Origin of the sequence: [Ruminococcus] torques ATCC 27756, assembly GCF_000153925.1 — a bacterium.
GTDB classification, from domain to species: domain Bacteria; phylum Bacillota; class Clostridia; order Lachnospirales; family Lachnospiraceae; genus Mediterraneibacter; species Mediterraneibacter torques.
On the sequence record NZ_DS264359.1, the window covers coordinates 70,469 to 94,999 of the forward strand.

The 24,531-nt window shown below is 41.2% G+C and carries 22 protein-coding genes; 18 read left to right on the forward strand and 4 right to left on the reverse strand.

What is annotated here, in order from left to right; translation table 11 throughout:
* Positions 1–66 precede the first annotated feature (66 nt).
* Both RUMTOR_RS08730 and RUMTOR_RS08735 read right to left on the reverse strand, forming a co-directional pair.
* The gene (locus RUMTOR_RS08730; protein WP_004847138.1) at positions 67–864 is read right to left on the reverse strand and encodes an ABC transporter permease; all 798 of its coding nucleotides are present in this window, start codon (positions 862–864) and stop codon (positions 67–69) included.
* Positions 857–1,633: an ABC transporter ATP-binding protein gene (locus tag RUMTOR_RS08735; protein ID WP_009243702.1), complete on the reverse strand. Its 777-nt coding sequence runs from the start codon at positions 1,631–1,633 to the stop codon at positions 857–859. Before RUMTOR_RS08735 ends, RUMTOR_RS08730 begins: the two co-directional genes overlap by 8 nt.
* A 197-nt stretch (positions 1,634–1,830) precedes the next feature.
* On the opposite strand from RUMTOR_RS08735, the gene RUMTOR_RS08740 reads away from it, so the two are divergent.
* From RUMTOR_RS08740 to RUMTOR_RS08785, 10 genes are all read left to right on the forward strand, one after another.
* The gene (locus RUMTOR_RS08740) at positions 1,831–2,475 is read left to right on the forward strand and encodes an epoxyqueuosine reductase QueH (RefSeq protein ID WP_004847140.1); all 645 of its coding nucleotides are present in this window, start codon (positions 1,831–1,833) and stop codon (positions 2,473–2,475) included.
* A gap of 71 nt (positions 2,476–2,546) precedes the next feature.
* A complete protein-coding gene (argH, locus tag RUMTOR_RS08745; protein WP_004847141.1) occupies positions 2,547–3,935 on the forward strand; it encodes an argininosuccinate lyase in 1,389 nt (462 codons plus the stop codon).
* Positions 3,936–4,067: 132 nt separating this feature from the next.
* Entirely contained in the window at positions 4,068–5,153 is a 1,086-nt protein-coding gene (asd, locus tag RUMTOR_RS08750) for an aspartate-semialdehyde dehydrogenase (protein ID WP_004847143.1), read from the forward strand.
* Between the two features lie 50 nt (positions 5,154–5,203).
* Positions 5,204–6,538: a 3-isopropylmalate dehydratase large subunit gene (gene leuC / locus RUMTOR_RS08755; protein ID WP_009243701.1), complete on the forward strand. Its 1,335-nt coding sequence runs from the start codon at positions 5,204–5,206 to the stop codon at positions 6,536–6,538.
* On the forward strand, positions 6,535–7,026 hold the full coding sequence (gene leuD, locus RUMTOR_RS08760; protein WP_004847150.1) for a 3-isopropylmalate dehydratase small subunit: 492 nt from the start codon (positions 6,535–6,537) through the stop codon (positions 7,024–7,026). Before leuC ends, leuD begins: the two co-directional genes overlap by 4 nt.
* A gap of 111 nt (positions 7,027–7,137) precedes the next feature.
* Entirely contained in the window at positions 7,138–8,430 is a 1,293-nt protein-coding gene (locus tag RUMTOR_RS08765; protein WP_004847159.1) for a Na+/H+ antiporter NhaC family protein, read from the forward strand.
* Between the two features lie 58 nt (positions 8,431–8,488).
* Positions 8,489–9,976, forward strand: coding sequence for a threonine synthase (thrC, locus tag RUMTOR_RS08770; protein ID WP_004847161.1), 1,488 nt, complete (start codon positions 8,489–8,491; stop codon positions 9,974–9,976).
* A gap of 348 nt (positions 9,977–10,324) precedes the next feature.
* Entirely contained in the window at positions 10,325–11,929 is a 1,605-nt protein-coding gene (gene pckA / locus RUMTOR_RS08775) for a phosphoenolpyruvate carboxykinase (ATP) (RefSeq protein WP_004847165.1), read from the forward strand.
* A 256-nt stretch (positions 11,930–12,185) separates the two neighbouring features.
* Positions 12,186–12,452 (forward strand): type II toxin-antitoxin system Phd/YefM family antitoxin, encoded by a 267-nt coding sequence (locus RUMTOR_RS08780; RefSeq protein ID WP_004847167.1) that lies wholly within the window; start codon positions 12,186–12,188, stop codon positions 12,450–12,452.
* The gene (locus RUMTOR_RS08785; RefSeq protein WP_004847169.1) at positions 12,436–12,747 is read left to right on the forward strand and encodes a type II toxin-antitoxin system RelE/ParE family toxin; all 312 of its coding nucleotides are present in this window, start codon (positions 12,436–12,438) and stop codon (positions 12,745–12,747) included. The genes RUMTOR_RS08780 and RUMTOR_RS08785 overlap by 17 nt, the downstream gene beginning before the upstream one ends.
* 259 nt (positions 12,748–13,006) lie before the next feature.
* On the opposite strand, the gene RUMTOR_RS08790 is transcribed toward RUMTOR_RS08785, so the two are convergent.
* A complete protein-coding gene (locus RUMTOR_RS08790; protein WP_009321026.1) occupies positions 13,007–14,248 on the reverse strand; it encodes an IS256 family transposase in 1,242 nt (413 codons plus the stop codon).
* 169 nt (positions 14,249–14,417) lie between these two features.
* On the reverse strand, positions 14,418–15,038 hold the full coding sequence (gene sigK, locus RUMTOR_RS08795) for an RNA polymerase sporulation sigma factor SigK (protein WP_009320944.1): 621 nt from the start codon (positions 15,036–15,038) through the stop codon (positions 14,418–14,420).
* Between the two features lie 339 nt (positions 15,039–15,377).
* On the opposite strand from sigK, the gene RUMTOR_RS08800 reads away from it, so the two are divergent.
* From RUMTOR_RS08800 to RUMTOR_RS08835, 8 genes are all read left to right on the forward strand, one after another.
* Positions 15,378–16,922, forward strand: coding sequence for a YifB family Mg chelatase-like AAA ATPase (locus RUMTOR_RS08800; protein WP_004847174.1), 1,545 nt, complete (start codon positions 15,378–15,380; stop codon positions 16,920–16,922).
* Between the two features lie 95 nt (positions 16,923–17,017).
* Positions 17,018–18,091, forward strand: coding sequence for a DNA-processing protein DprA (gene dprA, locus RUMTOR_RS08805; RefSeq protein WP_004847175.1), 1,074 nt, complete (start codon positions 17,018–17,020; stop codon positions 18,089–18,091).
* Positions 18,092–18,189: 98 nt separating this feature from the next.
* The gene (topA, locus tag RUMTOR_RS08810) at positions 18,190–20,259 is read left to right on the forward strand and encodes a type I DNA topoisomerase (RefSeq protein WP_004847177.1); all 2,070 of its coding nucleotides are present in this window, start codon (positions 18,190–18,192) and stop codon (positions 20,257–20,259) included.
* A gap of 181 nt (positions 20,260–20,440) precedes the next feature.
* The gene (gene codY / locus RUMTOR_RS08815) at positions 20,441–21,220 is read left to right on the forward strand and encodes a GTP-sensing pleiotropic transcriptional regulator CodY (RefSeq protein ID WP_004847178.1); all 780 of its coding nucleotides are present in this window, start codon (positions 20,441–20,443) and stop codon (positions 21,218–21,220) included.
* Between the two features lie 48 nt (positions 21,221–21,268).
* Complete coding sequence (locus tag RUMTOR_RS08820; RefSeq protein WP_004847181.1) at positions 21,269–21,595, forward strand: hypothetical protein; 327 nt, start codon at positions 21,269–21,271, stop codon at positions 21,593–21,595.
* A gap of 236 nt (positions 21,596–21,831) precedes the next feature.
* The gene (locus RUMTOR_RS08825; protein ID WP_004847185.1) at positions 21,832–22,119 is read left to right on the forward strand and encodes a co-chaperone GroES; all 288 of its coding nucleotides are present in this window, start codon (positions 21,832–21,834) and stop codon (positions 22,117–22,119) included.
* Between the two features lie 51 nt (positions 22,120–22,170).
* Positions 22,171–23,796 carry a chaperonin GroEL gene (groL, locus tag RUMTOR_RS08830; RefSeq protein WP_004847187.1) on the forward strand — a complete coding sequence of 542 codons (1,626 nt, stop codon included), beginning with the start codon at positions 22,171–22,173 and terminating at the stop codon, positions 23,794–23,796.
* Between the two features lie 121 nt (positions 23,797–23,917).
* Positions 23,918–24,460 (forward strand): flavodoxin family protein, encoded by a 543-nt coding sequence (locus tag RUMTOR_RS08835; RefSeq protein ID WP_004847189.1) that lies wholly within the window; start codon positions 23,918–23,920, stop codon positions 24,458–24,460.
* Positions 24,461–24,531 lie beyond the last annotated feature (71 nt).

The window sequence follows — 24,531 nt, forward strand, 5'->3', positions numbered from 1 at the left end:
ATTAAGTCGGCAAAGAGACTGCTGCTTGAGTTTGAAGTTTCAAGCGACAGTCTTCTATTGCCATATTTAATACTTTTTCAACACTCGTTTTTCCACTACATTGATCAGAGCATACAATCCCATTGCCATAATACAGAGCAAAATAATCGACATGAGAAGCCAATCCATCTTAAATACCTGACTGGAATAGATGATCAGATATCCAAGTCCGCTTTTGGCAGCGAGAAATTCTCCGATAATGACTCCCACAAGACAAAGTCCGATATTGACTTTCATATTGCTTATGATTGCCGGAACAGAGGAAGGCAGTACAACTTTTGTAAGCGCATGCCTGCGGTTTCCGTGCAGTGTATATATCAGTTTGATCTTTTCCTGATCGACATTGATAAAGGCGGTATACAGATTCAAGATACTTCCGAAGATGGCGACGGACATTCCGGCAATAATAATTGTTTTTGAAGTTGCGCCGAGCCATACGATCAGAAGAGGGGCAAGCGCGGATTTCGGAAGGCTGTTTAGCACAACGAGGTATGGTTCCAGTATTTCCGATAGCTTTTTACTATACCAAAGCAAGATTGCCGCAAGGATGCTGAGCAATATGACGAGTATGAAGCTGATAAATGTTTCGTATAAAGTAATCCCGATATGAAGGAAAAGAGATCGGTTTTTCAACATTTCCAAAAAACAAAGAGTGATTTTTGAAGGACTGCTGAAGATAAAGGAATCTATAATTTCAAAACGAGCGCATAATTCCCATAAAAAAAGAAACACAGTTAAAATAAGGACACGGCTGATCAAAACTGTGATCCTATGACGGCGAAGGCGCGTTAAAAAAAGTTTTTGTCCGTTAGATTGATCATTCATCTTGATTTAGCTCCTTCCATATTTCGTTAAAATATTGTTTGAATTCCGGGGCATTTCTTCGGTTTAGCGGGGTATCGTTTTCGATGGAAAATGCAATCGGAACAATTCGGGCAATATGTGCGGGGCGTTTTGTCAATATGATGATCCGATCGGCAAGGCTGATTGCCTCTGAAAGGTCATGGGTTACAAGAAGCGCGGTTTTTCCTGAATGTTTGATGATTTTTCCGATATCATCGCTGACGGTAAGACGTGTTTGATAATCGAGAGCGGAAAAAGGTTCATCTAAAAGGAGCAGTTCGGGATTCGGCATGAGAGTGCGGATCAGAGCTGCTCTTTGCCGCATTCCACCGGATAATTCAGACGGGCGGGAGTTAATAAAACGCTTTAATCCGTATTGACGCAGAAGTTCTTTTGCCCGTTGTTTCGTTTCCTGGGATACACTTTTGTTGATTTCAGCGCCGAGCAGGACGTTTTTTAAAATGCTCCTCCATTCAAAAAGGTGATCATGCTGAAGCATATAGCCTATTTTGGCAGATTTTCTGAAAGATTTTTCCGATGGTTCGCCGTCTAGGAAGATTGTTCCGTTCTCTGCCTCTATAAGTCCTGCGATTAACGAAAGAAGTGTGGATTTCCCACATCCGGAAGGTCCGACAACGGCGGCAAATTCTCCGGGGGCAAGCTGAAAAGAAATATCGGATAAAGCTTTTGTTTCTCCGTCTATTGTATGATAAGAATAACTGATGTTGTTTAATTCCAGTAAAGGTCTCACAGAGTCACTTCCGTTCTTATTTAAGTATCTAAGATTAATGTATGAGAGCCGGCGGCAGTGTGTGAATATCGACATATCGGAACTTGATCTGATTTGGAAATGAAACGGATTGACATTGTAATTTGGAAAAAGAGATGATATCTTATTATAAGTAGAATAAACAAAAAGGTAACGCAGCATATAGGAGAACAGTTAAGATGAATGTTCAGAAAATCAATTATCAAAAGGAATTAGATAAAATATTGAAACGTCTTGAAGAGGAAGGCCGTGTCCCGACTCTTTTGATCCATAGCTGTTGTGCGCCGTGCAGCAGTTATGTGCTGGAATATTTATCCCGCTATTTCAGGATCACGGTGCTTTATTATAACCCGAATATTTATCCTGAGAGCGAGTATACAAAGCGGATCATAGAGCAGCAGAAACTGATAAAAGATATGCGGTTTCAATATCCGGTCTCATTCCTTGCGGGAAAGTATGATAAGGAGAAGTTCTATGAAATGGCAAAAGGGATGGAGCATTTGAAAGAAGGCGGCGCACGATGCATGAAATGCTATGAACTTCGGCTTGAAGAGGCGGCGCAGCAGGCAGCGGAAGGCAGATTTGATTATTTTACGACGACTCTGAGCATCAGCCCTCTGAAAAATTCGCAGAAGTTGAACGAGATCGGAGTGCGAGTCGGGAAAAAGTACGGCGTAGAGTATTTAGTTTCGGATTTTAAAAAGCGGAACGGATATAAACGGTCTGTAGAATTATCCGAAGAATATGGGCTCTACAGGCAGGATTACTGTGGATGTGAGTTTTCAATGAGAGAACGTGAGCATAGAGAAAAACAGTTTTTATAAAAAGTATGGACATTTCGCACGTTAATGTGTTAAACTAGGTGAAAAATGCAGAACAGAAAAGAGGAGATGAAATGGCACAACTATGGGGTGGTCGTTTTACGAAAGAAACAGATCAGTTAGTTTATAATTTTAACGCTTCGATTTCTTTTGATAAGCGTTTTTATAAACAGGATATCAGAGGGAGCATTGCTCATGTGACGATGCTTGAAAAACAGGGGATTCTGACAAAAGAAGAGAAAGATCAGATCATAGAGGGTCTTGAAAGTATATGCAGAGACGTAGAGAACAAAACGCTTGAGATCACAGAAGAATATGAAGATATCCACAGCTTTGTAGAAGCGAATCTGATCGACAGGATCGGAGATGCGGGGAAAAAATTACATACAGGGCGAAGCAGAAACGATCAGGTCGCTTTGGATATGAAGCTTTATACGCGAGATGAGATCACACACCTTGACAGTTTGTTAAGAGAACTTATGGAAGTTCTTTTGAAATTGATGGAAGAAAATACAGAGACATATATGCCGGGATTTACACATCTGCAAAAGGCGCAGCCGATTACTCTGGCACATCATATGGGAGCTTATTTTGAAATGTTTAAGCGCGACCATCAGAGGATGCGGGATATTTATAAAAGGATGAACCTTTGTCCTCTCGGAAGCGGAGCTTTGGCGGGAACGACATATCCGTTGGACAGAGAATATACAGCTTTGCTTCTCGGATTTGACGGTCCGACTTTAAACAGTATGGATTCGGTGTCGGACAGAGACTATCTGATTGAACTTCTGTCTGCCATGTCAACGATTATGATGCACCTTAGCAGATTTTCGGAAGAAGTGATCATCTGGAATACAAATGAATACAAATTTGTTGAGATTGACGACGCTTACAGTACGGGAAGCAGTATTATGCCGCAAAAGAAAAATCCTGATATCGCAGAGCTTGTACGAGGAAAAACAGGACGCGTTTACGGAGCTCTCACTTCACTTTTGACGACGATGAAAGGGATTCCGCTTGCATATAATAAAGATATGCAGGAAGATAAAGAACTTGTATTTGATGCGATCGATACGACCAAAGGATGTCTTGCATTATTTACAGGAATGTTAAAGACAATGCGTTTTAACAATGCCCGCATGGAAGAAAGTGCAAAGCACGGTTTCACAAATGCGACGGATGCTGCGGATTATCTCGTAAATCACAATGTTCCGTTCAGGGATGCCCATGGTATCGTTGGAAGACTTGTATTGTATTGCATTGAGAAAAATATTGCTTTGGACGATATGTCTTTGGAAGAATTCAAGGCGATTTCTCCTGTCTTTGAAGAAGATATATATGAGGCGATCAGTATGAAAACATGCGTGGATATGCGTAACACAATCGGCGCGCCGGGGAAAAACGCAATGGAAGCGGTGATCAGAGCAGAACGGCAATATTTGAAAGAACAGCCTGCTTTATAAAGAATTTCGCAGAGTCAGGCTTTTACAGATAGAAGATACTATAGAGGTTATAGAGGCAAGCGGAAGCTGACGTGGATATGGCGCTATAGTAAGAAAGATAACAGGAAAAATAACAGTAAAAGGAGAAAGAAGATGGAACAGAAATTAAAAGTAGGTATTTTAGGTGCGACAGGAATGGTAGGTCAGAGATTTATCTCTCTGCTTGAGGATCATCCGTGGTTTGAAGTTGTAACAGTTGCGGCAAGCCCGCGTTCTGCAGGAAAGACATATGAGGAAGCGGTAGGCGATCGCTGGAAAATGGATACGCCGATGCCGGAGGCTGTGAAAAAGCTTGTTGTTCTTAACGTAAATGACGTAGAGCATGTAGCTTCGACTGTAGATTTTGTTTTCAGCGCGGTTGATATGAGCAAAGAAGAGATCAAAGTGATCGAAGAGGCATATGCAAAAACAGAGACTCCGGTCGTATCAAACAACAGCGCGCATCGCTGGACGCCGGACGTTCCGATGGTAGTACCGGAGATCAATGCAGAACATTTTGAAGTGATCAAAGATCAGAAGAAACGTCTCGGTACAACGAGAGGATTCATTGCAGTAAAACCGAACTGTTCGATCCAAAGTTACGCTCCGTGTTTGGCGGCATGGAAAGAATTCGGACCGAAAGAGCTTGTTGTTACAACATATCAGGCAATTTCAGGAGCAGGAAAAACATTCAAAGACTGGCCGGAAATGCTGGGAAATATTATTCCGTTTATCGGAGGAGAAGAAGAGAAAAGCGAGCAGGAGCCGCTTAGAGTTCTCGGAAAAGTGGAAAATGGCGAGATCGTAAAAGCCGAGCTTCCGAAGATCACATGTCAGTGTGTGCGTGTTCCTGTATTAAACGGACATACTGCGGCGGTATTTATCAATTTTGAAAAGAAACCGACAAAAGAACAGCTAATTGAAAAACTGGTAAACTTTAAAGGATTCCCGCAGGAAGCAGAACTGCCGAGCGCGCCGAAGCAGTTTATCCAGTATCTTGAGGAAGAAAATCGTCCGCAGGTAACGGCAGACGTAGATTATGAGCGCGGCATGGGAGTGTCTATCGGACGTCTCAGAGAGGACAGCATGTATGACTTTAAGTTTATCGGACTGTCACATAATACAGTAAGAGGTGCGGCTGGCGGAGCAGTGCTTTGTGCAGAAGCGCTTACGGCAAAAGGATATATCGCAAAGAAATAAAAATGATGTGGCAAAGACCATATTTATGAATGATAAAGGGGGTCTCAAAAATGGGAATGACGATGACGCAGAAGATTTTGGCTGCTCACGCAGGATTGGATACTGTGGAAGCAGGGCAGCTGATCGAAGCGAAACTCGATATCGTGATGGCGAATGATATTACAGGACCGATGGCTTTGCCGATCATCAGACAGATGTCGGATAAAGTATTTGATAAAGATAAGGTTGTGTTTGTACCGGATCATTTTACACCGAATAAAGATATCAAATCAGCGGAAAATTCAAAAGCAATTCGTGAATATGCGAAGGAGCAGGGGCTGAAATGGTATTTTGAACAGGGAAAATCGGGTGTGGAACATGCGATTCTTCCCGAAGCGGGAGTTGTCACCGCAGGTGAGTGTATCATCGGAGCGGATTCACATACATGTACATACGGAGCTTTGGGCGCGTTTTCAACAGGAATGGGAACGACCGATGTGGCAACCGGAATGGCGACAGGAGAAATCTGGTTTAAAGTGCCGTCGGCGATCAAGTTTGTTCTGACGGGAAAGCCGGGGAAATATGTAAGCGGAAAAGATATTATCATTCACATTATCGGCAAGATCGGAGTGGACGGCGCGCTTTATAAATCAATGGAATTTACAGGTGACGGAATTGGAAATCTGTCTATGGATGATCGTTTTACGATGGCGAATATGGCGATTGAGGCCGGTGCGAAAAACGGGATTTTTCCGGTGGATGAAAAGACGGTCGAGTATCTTGACGCTCATTGTGAGAAACCGTATACAGTTTACGAGGCGGACGAGGATGCGGTTTATGACGACGTTGTAGAGATTGATCTGTCAAAGGTGCGTCCGACGGTAGCGTTTCCGCATTTGCCGGGAAACGCAAAGACGATTGATGAGATCGAGGCAGAGGAACAGGTTAAGATCGATCAGGTTGTGATTGGTTCTTGTACGAACGGACGAATGGAAGATATGAGGAAAGCTGCGGCAATACTGAAAGGTCATACGGTACATCCTGATGTGCGTGTGATGGTTGTTCCGGCTACACAGAAGATTTATAAGCAATGTATCAAAGAAGGACTGCTGGATATTTTTGTAGATGCAGGATGTGCTGTAAATACTCCGAGCTGCGGACCGTGTATGGGCGGGCATATGGGAGTTATGGCAGCAGGAGAAAAGTGTGTTTCCACAACGAACCGTAATTTTGTCGGACGCATGGGACATGTTGATTCTCTGATTTATCTGGCATCGCCGGAAGTTGCCGCTGCAAGTGCGATCAAAGGGTATATTGCAAATCCCGAAAAAATAAGCGCTGCAGACGAAGAGGCAGATTCGCGGAATATTCAATGTGCAGAACAGAAAGAAGGAGGAAGATCATGAGAGCGCACGGACATGTTTTTAAATACGGAGACAATGTAGATACAGACGTTATCATTCCGGCAAGATATCTGAATTCCTTTGATGCACAAGAACTTGCCAGCCACGCTATGGCAGATATAGATCCGGATTTTGTAAAAAAAGTACAGTCGGGAGATATTATTGTGGCAAATAAAAATTTCGGATGCGGATCATCCAGAGAACATGCGCCGCTCTGCTTGAAAACGGCAGGAGTAAGCTGCATTATCGCGGAAACGTTCGCAAGAATCTTTTACAGAAATGCAATCAATATCGGTCTTCCGATTATTGAATGTCCGGAAGCGGCACAGGGAATTGAAGCAGGTGACGAAGTTGAGGTTGATTTTGACAGTGGTATGATTTACAATCGTACAAAAGGAACTGAATTTAAAGGTCAGCCCTTCCCGGAATTTATGCAGAAATTGATTGCCGCAGGCGGATTGGTCAACTATACAAACAGTAAAAAGAAATAATATATAAAGTTTTGGCTCTTTTAGCCGAAATTCGGGCAAAAAGAAAAGCGGCAGGCAGTACTGCCGCCTTTTTGCAACGGTTATTATATCTAAAACGAAAGGGAGAATTTAATGGGAAATGAAAAACAAAAGGGAAAGGCTTTTGCGCTTCTGCCTATAGGCGTGTTTTTGGTAATCTTTTTAGGCGCGGGAATCTTGTTTAAGGATTTTTACGCAATGCCGGCAGTAGTTGCATTTCTGATTGCTTTATTTGTTGCGTTTTTGCAGAACCGTAAAGTAAGTTTTCAGAAAAAGATGGAAGTGATCGCAAAAGGACTCGGAGAGGAAAATATTATTACTATGTGTCTTATTTTCCTTTGCGCGGGAGCTTTTTCGGGAGCGGTAACCGCAGCAGGCGGAGTGGACAGTACGGTGAATTTGGGACTCTCTCTTATTCCGCCGCATTTTGCAGTGGCAGGTCTGTTTATTATAGGATGTTTTATTTCAGTGTCGATGGGAACTTCCGTAGGAACAATCACGGCGCTTGCTCCGATTGCGGTCGGAATCAGTAAACAGACAGGGTTTTCTATGGCAATCTGTGTAGCTGCCGTCGTGTGCGGGGCAATGTTCGGCGATAACCTGTCGATGATCTCTGATACGACGATTGCGGCAGTAAAAACGCAGGGATGCGAGATGAAAGATAAGTTTAAGATGAATTTTCTGATCGTACTTCCGGCGGCGATCATTACAGTCGTGTTCTTTTGGTTTGTGACGCGCAATGTAGCGTACGATATTACAGAGAATTTAGACTATAATTTCTGGCAGGTTGTACCGTATCTTGTCGTGCTTATAGGTGCGTTGATCGGAATCAATGTATTTCTCGTGCTGATCGGCGGAACTGTTATTTCACTTATAGCGGGAGTGGCAACGGGAAACATTGTTTTAGCGGATATGTTTACTGTTGTAGGAGATGGCGTTGTATCGATGTATGATATTACTGTAATATCTATTCTTGTAGCATGTATTGTATCGCTTGTGAAGATGAACGGCGGAATCCAGTTTATTCTGGATCAGATCAAAAGCAGGATTCACGGAGCAAAAGGAGCACAGGGAGGAATTGCGCTGCTTTCGTTTTTAGTTGATCTTTGTACGGCAAACAATACGGTAGCGATTGTTATGACAGGCCCGATCGCGAAGGAAATCAGTGATGAGTTTGACGTTGATCCAAGAAGATCGGCATCTCTGCTGGATATGTTTACATCCGTTGGACAGGGGCTGATCCCTTACGGCGCTCAGCTTCTTACGGCTGCGGCTCTTACAGGTCTGACTCCGTTTGATTTTATGCCGTATTTGATCTATCCGATGCTGATGGCAGTATGCGGTATTGTGGCGATCTGCATAAGGCGGGAACGAAAAAGTGCCTGAGTATTCAGGAATATATTTAGTTGAAAATTGTGTTGCAGAAAGAAAAAGAGGTAAAATAATGAATTTATTGTATAAGAGTACAAGAAACTCAGAAAAAACAGTGACGGCATCCGAGGCGATCTTGAAAGGTCTGGCAGATGACGGGGGATTGTTTGTTCCGGAATCTATTCCAAAGCTTGACGTTACGCTTGATGAATTGAAAGGGATGTCTTATCAGGAAACAGCTTATGCTGTGATGAAACAGTTTTTTACAGATTTTACGGAGGAAGAGTTAAAACACTGCATCAACAGTGCGTATGATTCCAAGTTTGATACAGAAGTGATCGCTCCGCTTGTAAAAGTGGGTGACACATATCATTTGGAGTTGTTCCACGGAGCAACGATCGCATTTAAGGATATGGCTTTGTCGATTTTGCCGCATCTTCTTATTACGTCGGCTAAGAAAAATAATGTGAAAAATGAAATTGTAATTTTAACGGCAACATCAGGAGATACGGGAAAGGCGGCTCTTGCAGGTTTTGCGGACGTTCCGGGAACGAGGATCATCGTTTTTTATCCAAAAGGGGGCGTCAGCCGTATTCAGGAGCTTCAGATGGTGACTCAAAAAGGAGAGAACACATCAGTAGTGGCGATCCACGGAAATTTCGATCATGCACAAAGCGGTGTGAAAGCGATTTTTGAAGATAAAAAGCTGGCGGAAGAGTTGGCAGATGCCGGATACCAGTTTTCATCTGCGAACTCTATCAATATCGGACGTCTTGTTCCGCAGGTAGTATATTATGTTTACGCTTATGCAAAACTGCTTGAGAATGAAGAAATCAAAGCGGGAGAAAAGATCAATGTGACGGTTCCGACAGGAAACTTCGGAAACATTCTGGCTGCTTATTATGCGAAACAGATGGGAGTGCCGATTGCAAAGCTGATCTGTGCATCCAACGAAAATAAAGTGCTTTTTGATTTCTTTAAAACAGGGGTTTATGATAAAAACAGAGAATTTATCCTGACATCTTCCCCGTCTATGGACATTTTGATTTCCAGCAATCTGGAGCGTTTGATCTATACAATCGCAGGGCAGGATGCAGGGAAAAATGCCGAGTTGATGAGACAGCTTAAAGAAGAAGGCGTTTATGAAATAACAGAAGAGATGCGCGGACAGTTAGGTGATTTTGTCGGAGGATTTGCGACGGAAGAAGAGACGAAAGAGACGATTAAAAATACATATGAGAAAACAGGGTATGTGATGGATACGCATACGGCGGTAGCGGCACATGTATGCGCACAATACCGCAAGGAAAGTGGGGATGAAAAGAAGTGTCTCGTAGCTTCGACGGCGAGTCCGTATAAATTTATCCATAGCGTTATGACTGCCATTGACGATAAATATGCAAAGAAAGATGAATTTGAATTGATCGATGAGCTGAGCGCCCTGTCGGCAACGGAAATTCCGAATGCGATCAAAGAGATCCGAAATGCTCAGATCAGACATAACAGAGAATGCGATTCGGACAAAATGAAAGAAATCGTGAAAGAAATTTTGAATGTATAATTTATGAGAGGCTTGTCGTGTAGAAAATGCAGGATTGATAAAAAAATCCTGCATTTTTTAAATGGCGACGAGTCAAAACCCAGATTTTTCGGAAACCTTGACAATCGCTTAAAATCCACAAATGTGCCTTTTGACACTTCCGGTGATTGAAATGTAATTTTGTTTTTTTTAGAAATAAAATAGAGCATATGAATTTGCAGTTTATAAAACTTTCATATAATCGAGAGAGATAGATGAATATTATTGTTGATTTTTGGAAAATGATTTTGTATAATGAAAGCATAACGCTGGCATTAAGCGGCGTAGATGTGAAATATACATTTTAGAAAGAGAGAGGTAAGACATATTATGGCAAACATTGATCTTAGTCAGTATGGTATTACAGGAACTACGGAAATCGTTTACAACCCTTCTTATGAGCTGCTTTTTAAAGAAGAGACAGATTCAAGTCTTGAAGGCTTTGAAAAAGGACAGGAAAGCGAACTGGGAGCTGTTAATGTAATGACAGGTATTTATACAGGACGTTCTCCGAAAGATAAATTTATCGTAATGGATGAAAACTCCAAAGATACGGTTTGGTGGACATCAGATGAATACAAAAACGACAATCATCCGGCAAGCCAGGAAGCATGGGATACATGTAAGGCGATCGCGCTGAAAGAACTTTCCAATAAGAGACTGTTTGTTGTTGACGCATTTTGCGGAGCAAATGCAGATACACGTATGGCAATCCGTTTTATCGTAGAGGTTGCTTGGCAGGCTCATTTTGTAAAGAATATGTTTATTCAGCCGACAGAGGAAGAGCTTGAGAACTTTAAGCCGGATTTTGTTGTATACAATGCATCAAAAGCAAAAGTGGAAAATTATAAAGAACTGGGATTGAACTCAGAGACAGCGGCTATGTTCAATATTACAAGCCGTGAGCAGGTTATTCTGAATACATGGTACGGCGGAGAGATGAAAAAAGGTATGTTCTCTATGATGAACTACTATCTGCCGCTGAAAGGAATCGCTTCTATGCACTGTTCCGCAAACACAGACATGAACGGAGAGAATACAGCAATTTTCTTCGGACTTTCAGGAACAGGTAAGACAACGCTTTCCACAGATCCGAAACGTCTTTTGATCGGTGATGACGAGCACGGATGGGATGATAACGGTATCTTTAACTTTGAAGGCGGATGTTATGCAAAAGTAATCAACCTTGATAAAGAGTCAGAGCCGGATATTTATAATGCAATTAAGAGAAACGCTCTTCTTGAGAACGTAACTCTTGATGAGAACGGAAAAATTGACTTTGATGATAAGAGTGTAACAGAGAATACTCGTGTGTCTTATCCGATCGATCATATTGAAAAAATCGTGCGTCCGATATCGGCAGCTCCGGCAGCGAAAAATGTAATTTTCCTGTCAGCAGATGCGTTTGGAGTGCTTCCGCCGGTATCGATTCTTACACCGGAGCAGACAGAATATTATTTCTTGTCAGGATTTACAGCAAAACTTGCAGGTACGGAGCGTGGTATCACAGAGCCGACACCGACATTCTCAGCATGTTTTGGACAGGCATTTCTTGAGCTTCATCCGACAAAATATGCTGAAGAGCTCGTTAAGAAAATGAAAGCTAACAACGCGAAAGCATATCTTGTAAATACAGGATGGAACGGAACAGGAAAACGTATCTCTATTAAAGATACTCGTGGTATCATCGATGCAATTTTGAACGGAGATATCGCAAATGCGCCGACAAAAACTATTCCGTACTTCAACATTGAAGTTCCGACAGAGCTTCCGGGAGTTGACACAAACATTCTTGATCCTCGTGACACATATGCAGACGCTTCCGAATGGGATGAAAAGGCAAAAGATCTTGCAGGAAGATTTATTAAAAACTTTGCAAAATATGAGAGCAACGAGGCAGGAAAAGCTCTTGTTTCAGCTGGTCCGCAGTTATAAGAACAGTTTTTTCGTTAATCAAAGAAAATCATATTCAGCAGAGAATATGATGATTGTCGATATAAGAAATGTGAAAAAGAAATCGCTGAAGTTTTATACTTCAGCGATTTCTTTGTATAGGAGATGAGACAAAGTCTGGATTTTCCAAAGACTTCTTCTTTCATAAATTGGATTTACTTGATAATATATAAAAAAGAAGATATAATTATATCAATAAAATGATATAAAAATAAAGAAACATGAAAGGGTGAAGAAAATGATTATTAAAGCTTCGGCAACATTACGAAACGATTATTCTACGATTTCCAATCTTGCAAGGGCAACGAGTGAACCGATTTATATAACAAAAAATGGCGAGGGTGACGGAGTATTTATGAATATTGATGCCTTTGAGAAAAGGGAACAGGCATTGGAACTTCGTGCGAAAATCATGCAAGCAGAAGAAGAACGGTTAAACGGAGCAAAGACAAGAAGTATCTCCGAAGCAAGAAAGGAATTGAGAGAACGTGCAGGAACAATATAAGGTTGAGATTCTTCCTACTGCGTGGGAAGATTTGAAAAGTATTGAGGACTATTATTTACTTCAATTCGGTGTGGAATCTGCGATGAAAGTAACAGATCAGATATTAAATAGTATTGAACGTTTGGAGTTATACCCGAATTTTGGTTCACTTACACCTGACAAATGGTTGAACCGAAAGGGGTATCACATGATTATATCTGAAAGGTATGTTTCTATATATCGACTGATAGAAAAAACAGTTTATATATATCATATTGCCGATACACAGACAGAGTACACTAAACTGTTTTCGTAAATGAAATTGAATAAGAATTTTAAGCAGAAGAACTGCCTGTCATTGAAAGATTGATGATAGGCAGTTCTTTTACTAGGAGATGAGACAAAGTCTGGATTTTTGAGACTATGAAGAAAAGTCTGTAAATATGATCTTCTATGATAAGAATGGGCGATAGGCTTAAACAAAATCAGCTTTTCGCCCTTGCTTTATATATAACAGTTACAAAATTGCATGTCAACAGCAGGCGGGTAATCCGCCTGTTTTTCTGCTTTTTTTATTACTCTGGCAAGCGACCTTCATACATGATACTTAACTCTCCATAAACCTGAGCCCAGTTCCGGATTGTTGCAGTCCATTTTTTTGTAGCTTCAAAGGTAGCCAGATAAAGGGCTTTTAAAAGGGCTGTATCGCTTGGAAAGACGCTTCTCTGACGGTTCAGCTTCCGATAAGTGGAATTCAGAGATTCAATGGCATTTGTTGTATAAATGACCTTTCTAACCGCTGCTGAAAACTTGAAGATTGGGGAAATAGCATCCCAGTTATCCTTCCAGCGTTTCATGGAATTCGGATATTTTGCAGTCCATTTTTCCATTACCCGATCCAAAGCTGCCAAAGCTTTCTTTTCATCCGCTGCCTGATATATCGTTTTCAAATCTGTGGCAAATGCTTTTCTGTCTTTATCTGGAACATATTTCAAGGTATTTCGCACTTGATGAACGATACATCTTTGATATTCTGTCTTAGGAAATGCTGCCGCAATCGCTTCTTTGATACCTGTGAGTCCATCTGCACAAATGATCAGGATATCTTTTACACCACGATTTTTTAATTCGTTTAAGACGGAGAGCCAATACTTGGAACTTTCATTTTCTCCAATACTGATAGTAAGCACTTCTTTCTTACCTTCCGCATTAATCCCAAGAATGACATACGCAGCAAGCTTCCGGATCACTCCATTATCACGGACGGAATAGTGAATCGCATCAATATACAGGATTGGATAAACTTCATCTAATGGCCGATTCTGCCAGTCTTCAATTTGTGGGAGAATCTTGTCTGTAACATCTGATATAAAACCTTCGGATGTTTCAAAACCATAAATATCTTCGATTGTTTCTGAAATCTGCCGGGTTGTCATACCTTTTGCATACATAGAAATAATCTTCTGATCGATATCTGAAATGTCTTTCTGACGTTTCTTTACTACTTGAGGTTCAAAAGTTGATTTTCTGTCTTGTGGAACTTCAATCTCCATAGAACCATAACGACTATTCACTCTTTTTCGCTTATAACCATTGCGATAATCACCGCTATCAGAACGTTGTGATTTTTCATATCCCAAGTGGTCATCCATTTCCGCTTCCATCATCTCTTTGATGGTTCCACCAAGAAGATCTTTCAGCGCATCCTGGATATCTTCTGCTGATTGGATATCGTATTCTTTCAAGAGCTGGTGAATGATGTTACGTTTTCCTTCTGTCATTTGTACTTTGTGTACAGGTTTCTTTTCTCTTGCCATAATAAAAGGCCTCCTTATGATAAAATATTTTACCATAGAAGACCTTCTAAAACATTATTTACAGAAAAAGTTTCACATTCTCGGATTTTTCAGAGGCTTTTGGCGTTTCCGGTGATTACCGAAAATAAGTGTTAGCAATTTTGTTACATGTATATAGGTATTTTTGAAATCATGAAAAAGATTTCCGTAGTTTCTCCACAGCCCCTTTTTCGATTCGTGAGACATAAGAACGGGAAATTCCAAGTTGTCTTGCAATTTCCCGCTGCGTATATTCTTCTCCGTTATAGAGTCCGTAACGCATTTTTAAAATAATACGTTCCCGCTGCGATAATTCTTTTTCGACTTTTTCATAAAGTGTCTGTATATTTTCTTTTAGGTGAATTTTTTCGGCAACTTCTTCTTCATCAGTCTCGATAATATCATATAATTTTATTTCGTTTCCTTCTCTGTCAGTGCCGATTGGTTCATAAAGAGAGATTTCTTTTGCGGCTTTTTTCTTGGAACGAAGATACATAAGAATTTCATTTTCTATGCATCTGGAAGCATAGGCGGCGAGGCGGTTTCCTTTGTCAGGATTAAAAGTGACAACGGCTTTGATCAGTCCGATTGTGCCGATAGAGATCAGGTCTTCGGGATCTTCTTCGGAATTTTGATATTTTTTGATTACATGTGCGACAAGTCTTAGATTGCGTTCGATCAGGATGTGTTTTGCCTCGAGGTCACCTTCTGTGTATTTTCGGATATAATATTTTTCTTCCGACGGCGTGAGCGGATTTGGAAATGATTTCAAGATAACACCTCTTAGCACATTTGATATAGTCTATGTAAAAGACATGTTGTTTGTGCTTTTCCATCTGTAAACTGGGAAATAAATTCTGTCATTTCGTGAAATTTTCATTTTTTTCTTGACGCTCATTTTTTTATGAATTATCATAAATCTACATTCCCGAAGAAATTCATCTTCGGCAATCTGACCTCTGAAAGAGGTGTCTGACCGGATCGGTTGGAATTCAATTATTTTAAGTGGTGTTTCTTCTATAATAAATAGTGTATAAATCAACAGTATAAACGATAGAAGATCTTGTTATTTTAACAAAGGAGAACAGGAAGCTCATAGAAAGGAGTGCAAATGAGTTTCAGTACAATTTTATCTGCGGTGATTGAAGGTCTTGAGGTGGCGTTTATTCATGTAGAGGCAGATATATCGAACGGCCTGCCGGTATTCCATATGGTGGGGTATTTGTCATCGGAAGTAAAAGAAGCGGGAGAAAGGGTGAGAACTGCAATTAAAAATTCGGGATTTGAGTATCCGGCAAAGCGGACTGTTGTGAATTTATCACCGGCTACAATGCGAAAGCACGGCGCGTCTTTTGACCTGCCGATCGCCGCGGCGATATTGACTGCATTAGGACAGATTGAAAAGCCGGAGAAAGACTGTCTGATTATCGGAGAACTCAGTCTTGGAGGAAGTGTGAAGAAAGTGTCTGGAGTTTTGCCGATCGTAATGGAAGCGAAAGAAAAAGGGGTGAGAAAGTGTATTGTTCCGTCTGAAAATGTAACGGAAGCGTCGCTTGTCAGTGAAATGGAAATTGTAGGAGCTGCGACTTTGCAGGAAGCGGTTGAGGCAATGCAAAACAGAAGAAAGAGAAAGAAGATACAAAATAAAGAGATAACGGATTGTGGGAATTTGAGAAAAACAGTTCAAAAAGAAACGAAATTTCCTGATTTTGCAGATATGAAAGGTCAGGAATTTGTAAAAAGAGCAGCGGAAATCGCAGTTGCAGGAGGGCACAATCTTCTTCTTATCGGTCCGCCGGGCAGTGGAAAGTCAATGACGGCAAAATGTATTGCCGGGATATTGCCGCCGCTTGATTTGCGAGAAAGTTTGGAGATTACAAAAATATACAGTGTATTAGGGTTAGTTGATGAGAAAACCCCGCTGATTGTAGACCGTCCGTTTCGTGAAGTGCATCATACGGCAACAAAAGCTGCTTTGATCGGAGGAGGAACGATTCCGCATCCCGGAGAAATCAGCCTTGCTCATAAAGGCGTTTTATTTCTTGATGAACTCCCTGAATTTCGCAGAGATACGTTGGAAGTGCTTCGACAACCATTGGAAGAGCGGTATGTGAATCTGTCGCGAACATACGGAAATTATACATTCCCGGCAAATTTTATGCTTGTGGCAGCTATGAATCCGTGTCCGTGTGGATGTTTTCCGAATGCAAATTGTACATGTACACCTTTGCAGATCCAAGCGTATCAGAATCGTATCAGCCGTCCTTTTCTGGATAGGATCGATCTATGTGTGGAAGCTTCTCAAGTAAAATATGAGCATTTATCAGATGAGCAGAAAGGCGAAAGTTCAAAAGAAATACGAAAAAGAATTTGCCGGGTCAGAGAGATGCAAAGAATACGATATAAGGAAACAGGAAATTTAACAAATGCAATGTTGGAAGGGGATGCTTTAAATAAGTATTGCAAGTTGGGAACAAAAGAAAAAAAGGTGATGGAGCAGGCCTTTTCGGTTATGAATTTGACGGCCCGGGGATATAGCAGGATTTTGAAAACAGCGCGAACGATTGCAGATTTAGAAGAAAGTGATGCGATCAAAGTAAAGCACTTGCAAGAAGCGCTTGGATATAGAATGGATAACAGGAAATATACTGTATAGGAGGATAAAATGAAAACGGAAGTGAAGAGAACGGTCGAGGCGAAGTAATGTGAAATGTGAATAGATAAATAAAGTATGAAATAAAAGGAGAATGTATGAAGTACGAATATTGGTTTGCTAAAATACAGGGAATAAATTTGCGAAAAAAAATCCGCCTGCGTCAATGCATGAAAACAGCAGAAGCGATTTATTATATAGAAGAAACACAGCTGAAAAAAATAGAATTTTTAAACGAATCAGAGCAAGATAAAATTTTGAAGGCAAAACGGCAGGATCCGGAAAAAGAGTATGAAAGTCTGTGTGAAAAAGGAATTCGTTTTATTCCGCATTTTACGGATGAATATCCGGAAAAATTAAAACGGATTTCGGATTATCCTTATGCACTTTATGTAAAAGGCAGCCTTCCGGATAAAGCTGCGAAAAAGGCGGCTCTCGTGGGAGCGAGGAGATGTACTCCTTATGGTGAAAAATATGCAGTTGATTTTGGAAAAGTTTTGGCAGAACATGGGGTGCAGATTATAAGTGGAATGGCTCGCGGCGTAGATGGAATGGGTCACAGAGGGGCGCTTCTTGGAAATGGTAAAACATTCGCGGTATTGGGGTGTGGCGTAGACGTTTGTTACCCGAGGGAGCATATCGGGCTTTATGTAGATATATTGGAACAAGGAGGTGGAATTATTTCCGAGATGCCGCCTGGAACGCCTCCGTTTCCTCAAAACTTTCCGGCTCGGAACAGAATTATAAGCGGATTGTCAGATGTTGTGCTTGTTATGGAAGCGGGAGAGAAGAGCGGCTCGCTTATTACAGTCGATCTGGCATTAGAACAAGGGAGAGAAGTGTATGCGCTTCCGGGTCCTGTAAATAGCCGGATGAGTATCGGATGTAATGAATTGATCCGTCAGGGAGCGGGAATTTTACTTTCACCGGAAATGTTTTTGGAAGAATTGGGATTATCAGGTAAAAAAACAGAGAAAGAAGGTAAAAATAAAAAAATGCTTGAAACTCAAGAGGAATTGTTGTATAGTTGTCTCGGTTTGTACCCAAAGAGCGTGGAAGAAATTTTGAAAGAAACAAAACTGGAAGTACGTCAGGTGATGGAAATATTGGTTTCTTTGGAATTGCGCGGGTACATACGGGAAATATCAAAAAATCATTATATTATTGTTTAAAATGAATTTTCCTGCAGTTTGATTTGAGTTTGAAAATCATAAAAACAGCTTTGGGTTAAAAATGGGCACATACCGCTCAGATGGAGGAGTAATTTTTTATGGCACATTATCTTGTTATCGTGGAGTCTCCTGCGAAAGTGAAAACGATCAAAAAGTTTTTGGGCAGCAATTATACAGTTGCGGCTTCTCAGGGACATGTACGGGATCTTCCGAAAAGTTCACTTGGAATCGATGTAGAACACGATTACGAACCAAAATACATTACAATAAGGGGAAAAGGCGATATTCTTGCGGCTTTGCGGAAAGAGGCGAAGAAGTCGGACAAAGTATTTCTGGCAACTGACCCTGACCGTGAAGGAGAGGCGATTTCGTGGCATCTTGCGACTGCGCTGAAATTAGATGAAAAGAAGATGCGTAGGATTACCTTTAATGAGATTACAAAAAATGCAGTGAAGGCATCCTTGAAAGCTCCGCGGGATATTGATATGAATTTAGTTGATGCGCAGCAGGCACGCCGCGTTCTGGATCGTATGGTCGGATACCGGATCAGCCCGCTTCTTTGGGCAAAAGTAAAACGCGGACTGAGCGCGGGGCGTGTGCAGTCGGTAGCGCTTCGTCTTGTGGCAGACAGAGAAGAGGAGATTAATGCGTTTATTCCGGAAGAGTATTGGACACTTGACGTGATTTTGAAGATAAAAGGGGAAAAGCGCCCTCTTACAGCAAAGTTTTACGGAACAGATCAGAAAAAAATGACGATCAGATCAGAGCAGGAATTAAATGAGATTGTCAAAAAGATCGAGAATGCAGAATTCAAAGTTTCAGATATAAAAACGAGCGAGCGGTTCAGAAAAGCTCCTCTTCCGTTTACTACGAGTACACTGCAGCAGGAAGCGGCGAAGGCTCTGAATTTCGGAACTCAAAAGACGATGCGCATTGCGCAGCAGCTTTATGAAGGTGTTGATATTAAAGGCGGCGGAACAGTCGGTGTCATCACTTATCTTCGTACGGATTCTACTCGAATCGCAGACGAAGCGGACGCATCGGCAAGAGAATATATCGCTTCTGTTTACGGAGAAAAGTATATTGCGGCGGGGCAGACGAAGCAGGCGGAAGGAAAGAAAATACAGGATGCACATGAGGCGATCCGTCCGACGGATATCAGCAGAACTCCGGCTTCGATCAAAGAATCTCTCACAAGAGATCAGTTCCGTTTGTATCAACTGATATGGAAACGTTTTGCGGCAAGCCGTATGATGCCGGCGCAATATGAATCTACTTCGGTTAAGATTGCAGCCGGGCAGTATCGTTTTTCGGTTTCGACATCAAGATGTGTATTTGACGGGTTTAGATCTGTCTATACAGAAGCTGATGAAGAAAAAGAGGAAAGTAATGTTCTTGTAGGACACTTAAGTATGGATTCTGTATTTACAAGAGAAGATTTTGATACAAAACAGCATTTTACACAGCCGCCGGCGCATTATACAGAAGCCAGTCTTGTAAAGGCGTTGGAGGAACTTGGAATCGGGCGTCCGAGTACGTATGCCCCTACGATTTCAATCATACTTGGGCGCAGATATGTGACAAAAGAGGCGAAAAATTTATATTTGACGGAAATTGGGGAAGTGGTGAACAATATTATGAAACAATCTTTCCCAAGTATTGTGGATGCAAATTTCACGGCAAATATGGAAGGCCTTTTAGATATGGTTGAGGAAGGAAAGGTTGCATGGAAAGATGTGATCCGTAATTTTTATCCGGATCTGGATGAGGCGGTAAAACGTGCGGAGATCGAGCTTGAAAGTGTCAAGATCGAAGATGAAGTGACAGATGTGATCTGCGAAGAATGTGGAAGAAACATGGTAATCAAGTACGGGCCTCATGGAAAATTTTTGGCATGCCCCGGGTTTCCGGAATGCAGAAATACGAAACCATACCTTGAAAAGATAGGCGTACCTTGTCCGGTATGCGGAAAGGACGTTGTGATTCGTAAGACAAAGAAAGGCAGAAAATATTACGGATGTGAAAATAATCCGGAGTGTGATTTCATGTCGTGGCAGAAGCCGTCGAAAGAAAAGTGTCCTGACTGCGGCGGTTACATGTTGGAAAAAGGAAATAAACTCGTATGTGCAGATGAAAAATGCGGATATGTAAAAACAATCGGGAAATAGAGTGGAAACCAAACAAAAACAGAGGCATTCGGATTATAAATAAAAAAAATAAAAAATAAGAAATAAAACTGCGGAAATGTATTGAAATCAGAAAAATTGTGTGATAGCATATTATTATCTATATATTTATCTGGATTTGTGTATACAATTATTGGCTTGTAAGAAGCAAACGGAGGAAATAATGAGCGTACAACTGTTAGACAAAACAAGAAAAATTAATAAATTGCTTCATAACAATAATTCAAGTAAGGTCGTATTTAATGATATTTGTGCGGTATTGACCGAAATTCTTGATTCAAATGTTCTTGTGGTAAGCAGAAAGGGGAAGATTCTCGGCGTAAGTAAAAGCCCGGATGTTCAGGAAATCAGTGAATTGATCACAGAGGCTGTCGGATCTCATATCGATCAGATGTTAAATGAAAGACTTTTAAGCATTCTTTCTACAAAAGAAAATGTGAATCTGGAGACACTTGGATTTTCAGCAGAGGCGGTGCAGGGGTGCCAGGCAATCGTAACTCCGATTGATATTGCGGGAGAGAGGCTTGGAACATTATTTATTTATAAGCAAGATAAGACGTATTCGATAGACGACATTATTTTGAGCGAATACGGAACTGCTGTTGTCGGTTTGGAGATGCTTCGTTCTGTAAATGAAGAAAGTGCGGAAGAAACAAGAAAAGAACATATCGTGCAATCGGCGATCAGTACACTGTCATTTTCGGAGTTAGAAGCGATTATTCACATTTTTGATGAGCTCGGCGGAACGGAAGGTATTCTTGTCGCAAGTAAAGTAGCTGACAGAGTAGGCATTACACGTTCGGTTATTGTGAATGCGCTGCGTAAGTTTGAAAGTGCGGGAGTAATTGAATCTCGTTCTTCCGGTATGAAGGGAACCTATATAAAAGTGTTGAACGACTATATTTTTGAAGAACTTGAGAAAATTAAAAAAGAACGTATGTAGTTTTTTAAAAAGCGGAAAGTCAGATAGAGGCAGGCAGGAGGAAGAACGATGTACGAAGGAAATCCCGTAGATCTGCGTATGGAAAAAATCATATCGGCAGATGGAATTTTTGATGAAGCGACAAGGCAGTGCAGGGTTGAAAAATATGATCCGGAGGAAGATTACATTTATCTTGAGTTGAAAGAAGATGAATTGACGGTAATTTCACTCGATGCTAAATACAGATGTTATATTTCGACAAGGACAGAACTTTTGTATTGCACAGGGGTTGTGAAAGAACGATATTGTCGCGATGACCGAAAGTTTTTGAAGCTTCGGATTGAAAATGGTTTTTACAATGTATATGAAGGCAGAAAAATGACGAAACGTGCGTAGATGCGTTTCGTCTTTTTTATGGGCGATGAGCCAAAGATCGGGCTTACTGAAATATTGTCAACTGCTGATTGATCTATAATGTGCGTTTTGGAACTTCCGGTGATTGTTGTTATTTTTTCTATAAAAACCTCATAAACTGTGTTGACAAATTGAAAACAGAGTGCTATTTTATATTCATGAAGTTTAGCACTCGTAATAAATGAGTGCTAACAGGCAAATTTAAAGGAGGAATTACAATGAAATTAGTACCGTTGGGTGACAAAATTGTTTTGAAACAGTTAGAAGCAGAAGAGACGACAAAATCCGGTATTGTTTTGCCGGGACAGGCAAAAGAAAAACCGCAGGAAGCAGAAGTTATCGCTGTAGGACCGGGCGGAAATATAGATGGAAAAGAAGTAGTAATGCAGGTAAACGTGGGAGATAAAGTGATTTACTCTAAATACGCAGGAACAGACGTGGAACTGGACAAAGAAGAGTACATTATCGTAAAACAGAGCGATATTCTCGCAATCGTAACAGAGTAAAAATAGTCAGAAGACAGATGATCACAGGTAAGAATAAGGAGATGTTTAACGATGGCAAAGGAAATCAAATACGGATCTGAAGCAAGAACAGCCCTTGAAAAAGGTGTAAATCAGTTAGCGGATACAGTAAAAGTAACACTCGGACCAAAAGGAAGAAATGTCGTTCTTGACAAATCTTTCGGAGCGCCGCTTATTACAAACGATGGTGTGACGATTGCAAAAGAGATCGAATTGGAAGACGGATTTGAAAATATGGGAGCGCAGCTTATCAGAGAAGTTGCTTCTAAGACGAACGATGTGGCAGGAGATGGAACAACAACGGCAACAGTGCTTGCGCAGGCAATGGTACATGAGGGAATGAAAAACCTTGAAGCAGGAGCGAATCCGATCGTTCTTAGAAAAGGTATGAAAAAGGCAACAGATAACGCGGTTGAAGCGATCCGTGCTATGAGCAGCAAGGTGAATGGAAAAGAACAGATCGCGAGAGTTGCGGCAGTTTCTTCCGGCGATGAGGAAGTCGGACAGATGGTTGCGGATGCGATGGAAAAAGTATCGAATGACGGAGTCATCACGATTGAAGAATCCAAAACTATGCAGACAGAATTAGACCTTGTAGAAGGAATGCAGTTTGATCGAGGATATATTTCTGCATATATGGCAACAGATATGGAAAAGATGGAAGCGATTCTTGATGATCCGTATATTTTGATTACAGATAAGAAGATTTCTAATATTCAGGATATTCTTCCGGTGCTTGAGCAGATTGTCCAGTCCGGCGCAAGACTTCTTATTATCGCAGAGGATATTGAAGGAGAGGCTCTCACAACATTAATCGTAAATAAACTTCGCGGAACATTTAATGTTGTTGCAGTAAAAGCTCCGGGTTATGGAGACAGAAGAAAAGAAATGCTTCAGGATATCGCAATTTTGACAGGCGGACAGGTGATCTCAGAAGAACTTGGATTTGATCTGAAGGAAACAACTATGGATCAGCTTGGCCGTGCAAAATCTGTAAAAGTTCAGAAAGAAAATACTGTTATTGTAGATGGATGCGGAGATAAAAAAGCGATTGAAGACAGAATTGCACAGATCAAGAAAGCGATCGAGGAGACGACTTCTGAGTTTGATAAAGAAAAATTGCAGGAAAGACTTGCAAAACTTGCAGGCGGTGTAGCTGTTATCCGTGTCGGCGCTGCAACAGAAACGGAGATGAAAGAAGCTAAGCTTCGTATGGAAGATGCACTGAATGCGACAAGAGCGGCCGTAGAAGAAGGTATTATTGCAGGCGGTGGTTCTGCGTATATCCATGCTTCAAAAGAAGTGGCTAAATTGACAGAGGAATTGGAAGGTGATGAGAAGACAGGAGCCAAGATCATTCTGAAAGCATTGGAAGCTCCGCTTCATCAGATTGCTGCTAATGCAGGACTTGAGGGCGCTGTGATTGTAAATAAAGTAAGAGAATCCGATCCGGGAGTAGGATTTGACGCTTATGCGGAAGAATATGTTGATATGGTAAGCAAAGGAATTCTGGATCCGGCTAAAGTGACAAGAAGTGCTTTGCAGAATGCAACGAGCGTTGCATCCACGCTTTTGACAACAGAATCTGTTGTGGCAACGATTAAAGAAGATGTACCGGCTATGCCGGCAGGCGGTGCAGGCGGAATGGGTATGATGTAAAAATAGTATCTAACCATATTATAGTGTATAGAAGGTCTGTGGGAATTTCCTACAGACCTTTAAAAAATGAAAATTGAAATACCGGTACCGATAGTGTATTAGGTGTTTGGGAGGGCGGATTATGAGTAAGAAAGTTCTTGTTATCAGTACGAGTCTGAGAAAGAATAGTAATTCGGAAAAACTTGCAGAGGCATTTGCATCAGGGGCTGAGGACGCCGGTAATGTAGTGGAATTTCTTTCCTTAAAAGATAAAACAATCGCGTTTTGTGAAGGGTGTATGGCGTGCCATAAACTGGGACGTTGTGTGATCGATGATGATGCGAATATGATTGCCCGAAAAATGTATGAGGCAGAGGTTATCGCATTTGCAACACCGATCTATTATTATGAAATGAGCGGACAGATGAAGACAATGATCGATAGAGCAAATAGCTTGTATGATTCGGATTATAAATTTACGGATATTTATATGTTGACAACTGCTGCGGAAGATGAACCGGAAGTTCCGAATCGGGCGATCGGTGGTTTGACAGGATGGATAGATTGTTTTGATCGAGCGCATCTTTCAGGAAGCGTATTTGCCGGAGGAGTAAACGAATCAGGAACGATCAAAGGGCATAGTGCACTGAAAAAGGCGTATGAGATGGGAAATTGTATTAAATAGCAAATGACAAATCTGCAAGGGGTAAGGTCTCGGTGAGCGGATTTTGAATGAGTATTTTGAAAGCAATATTT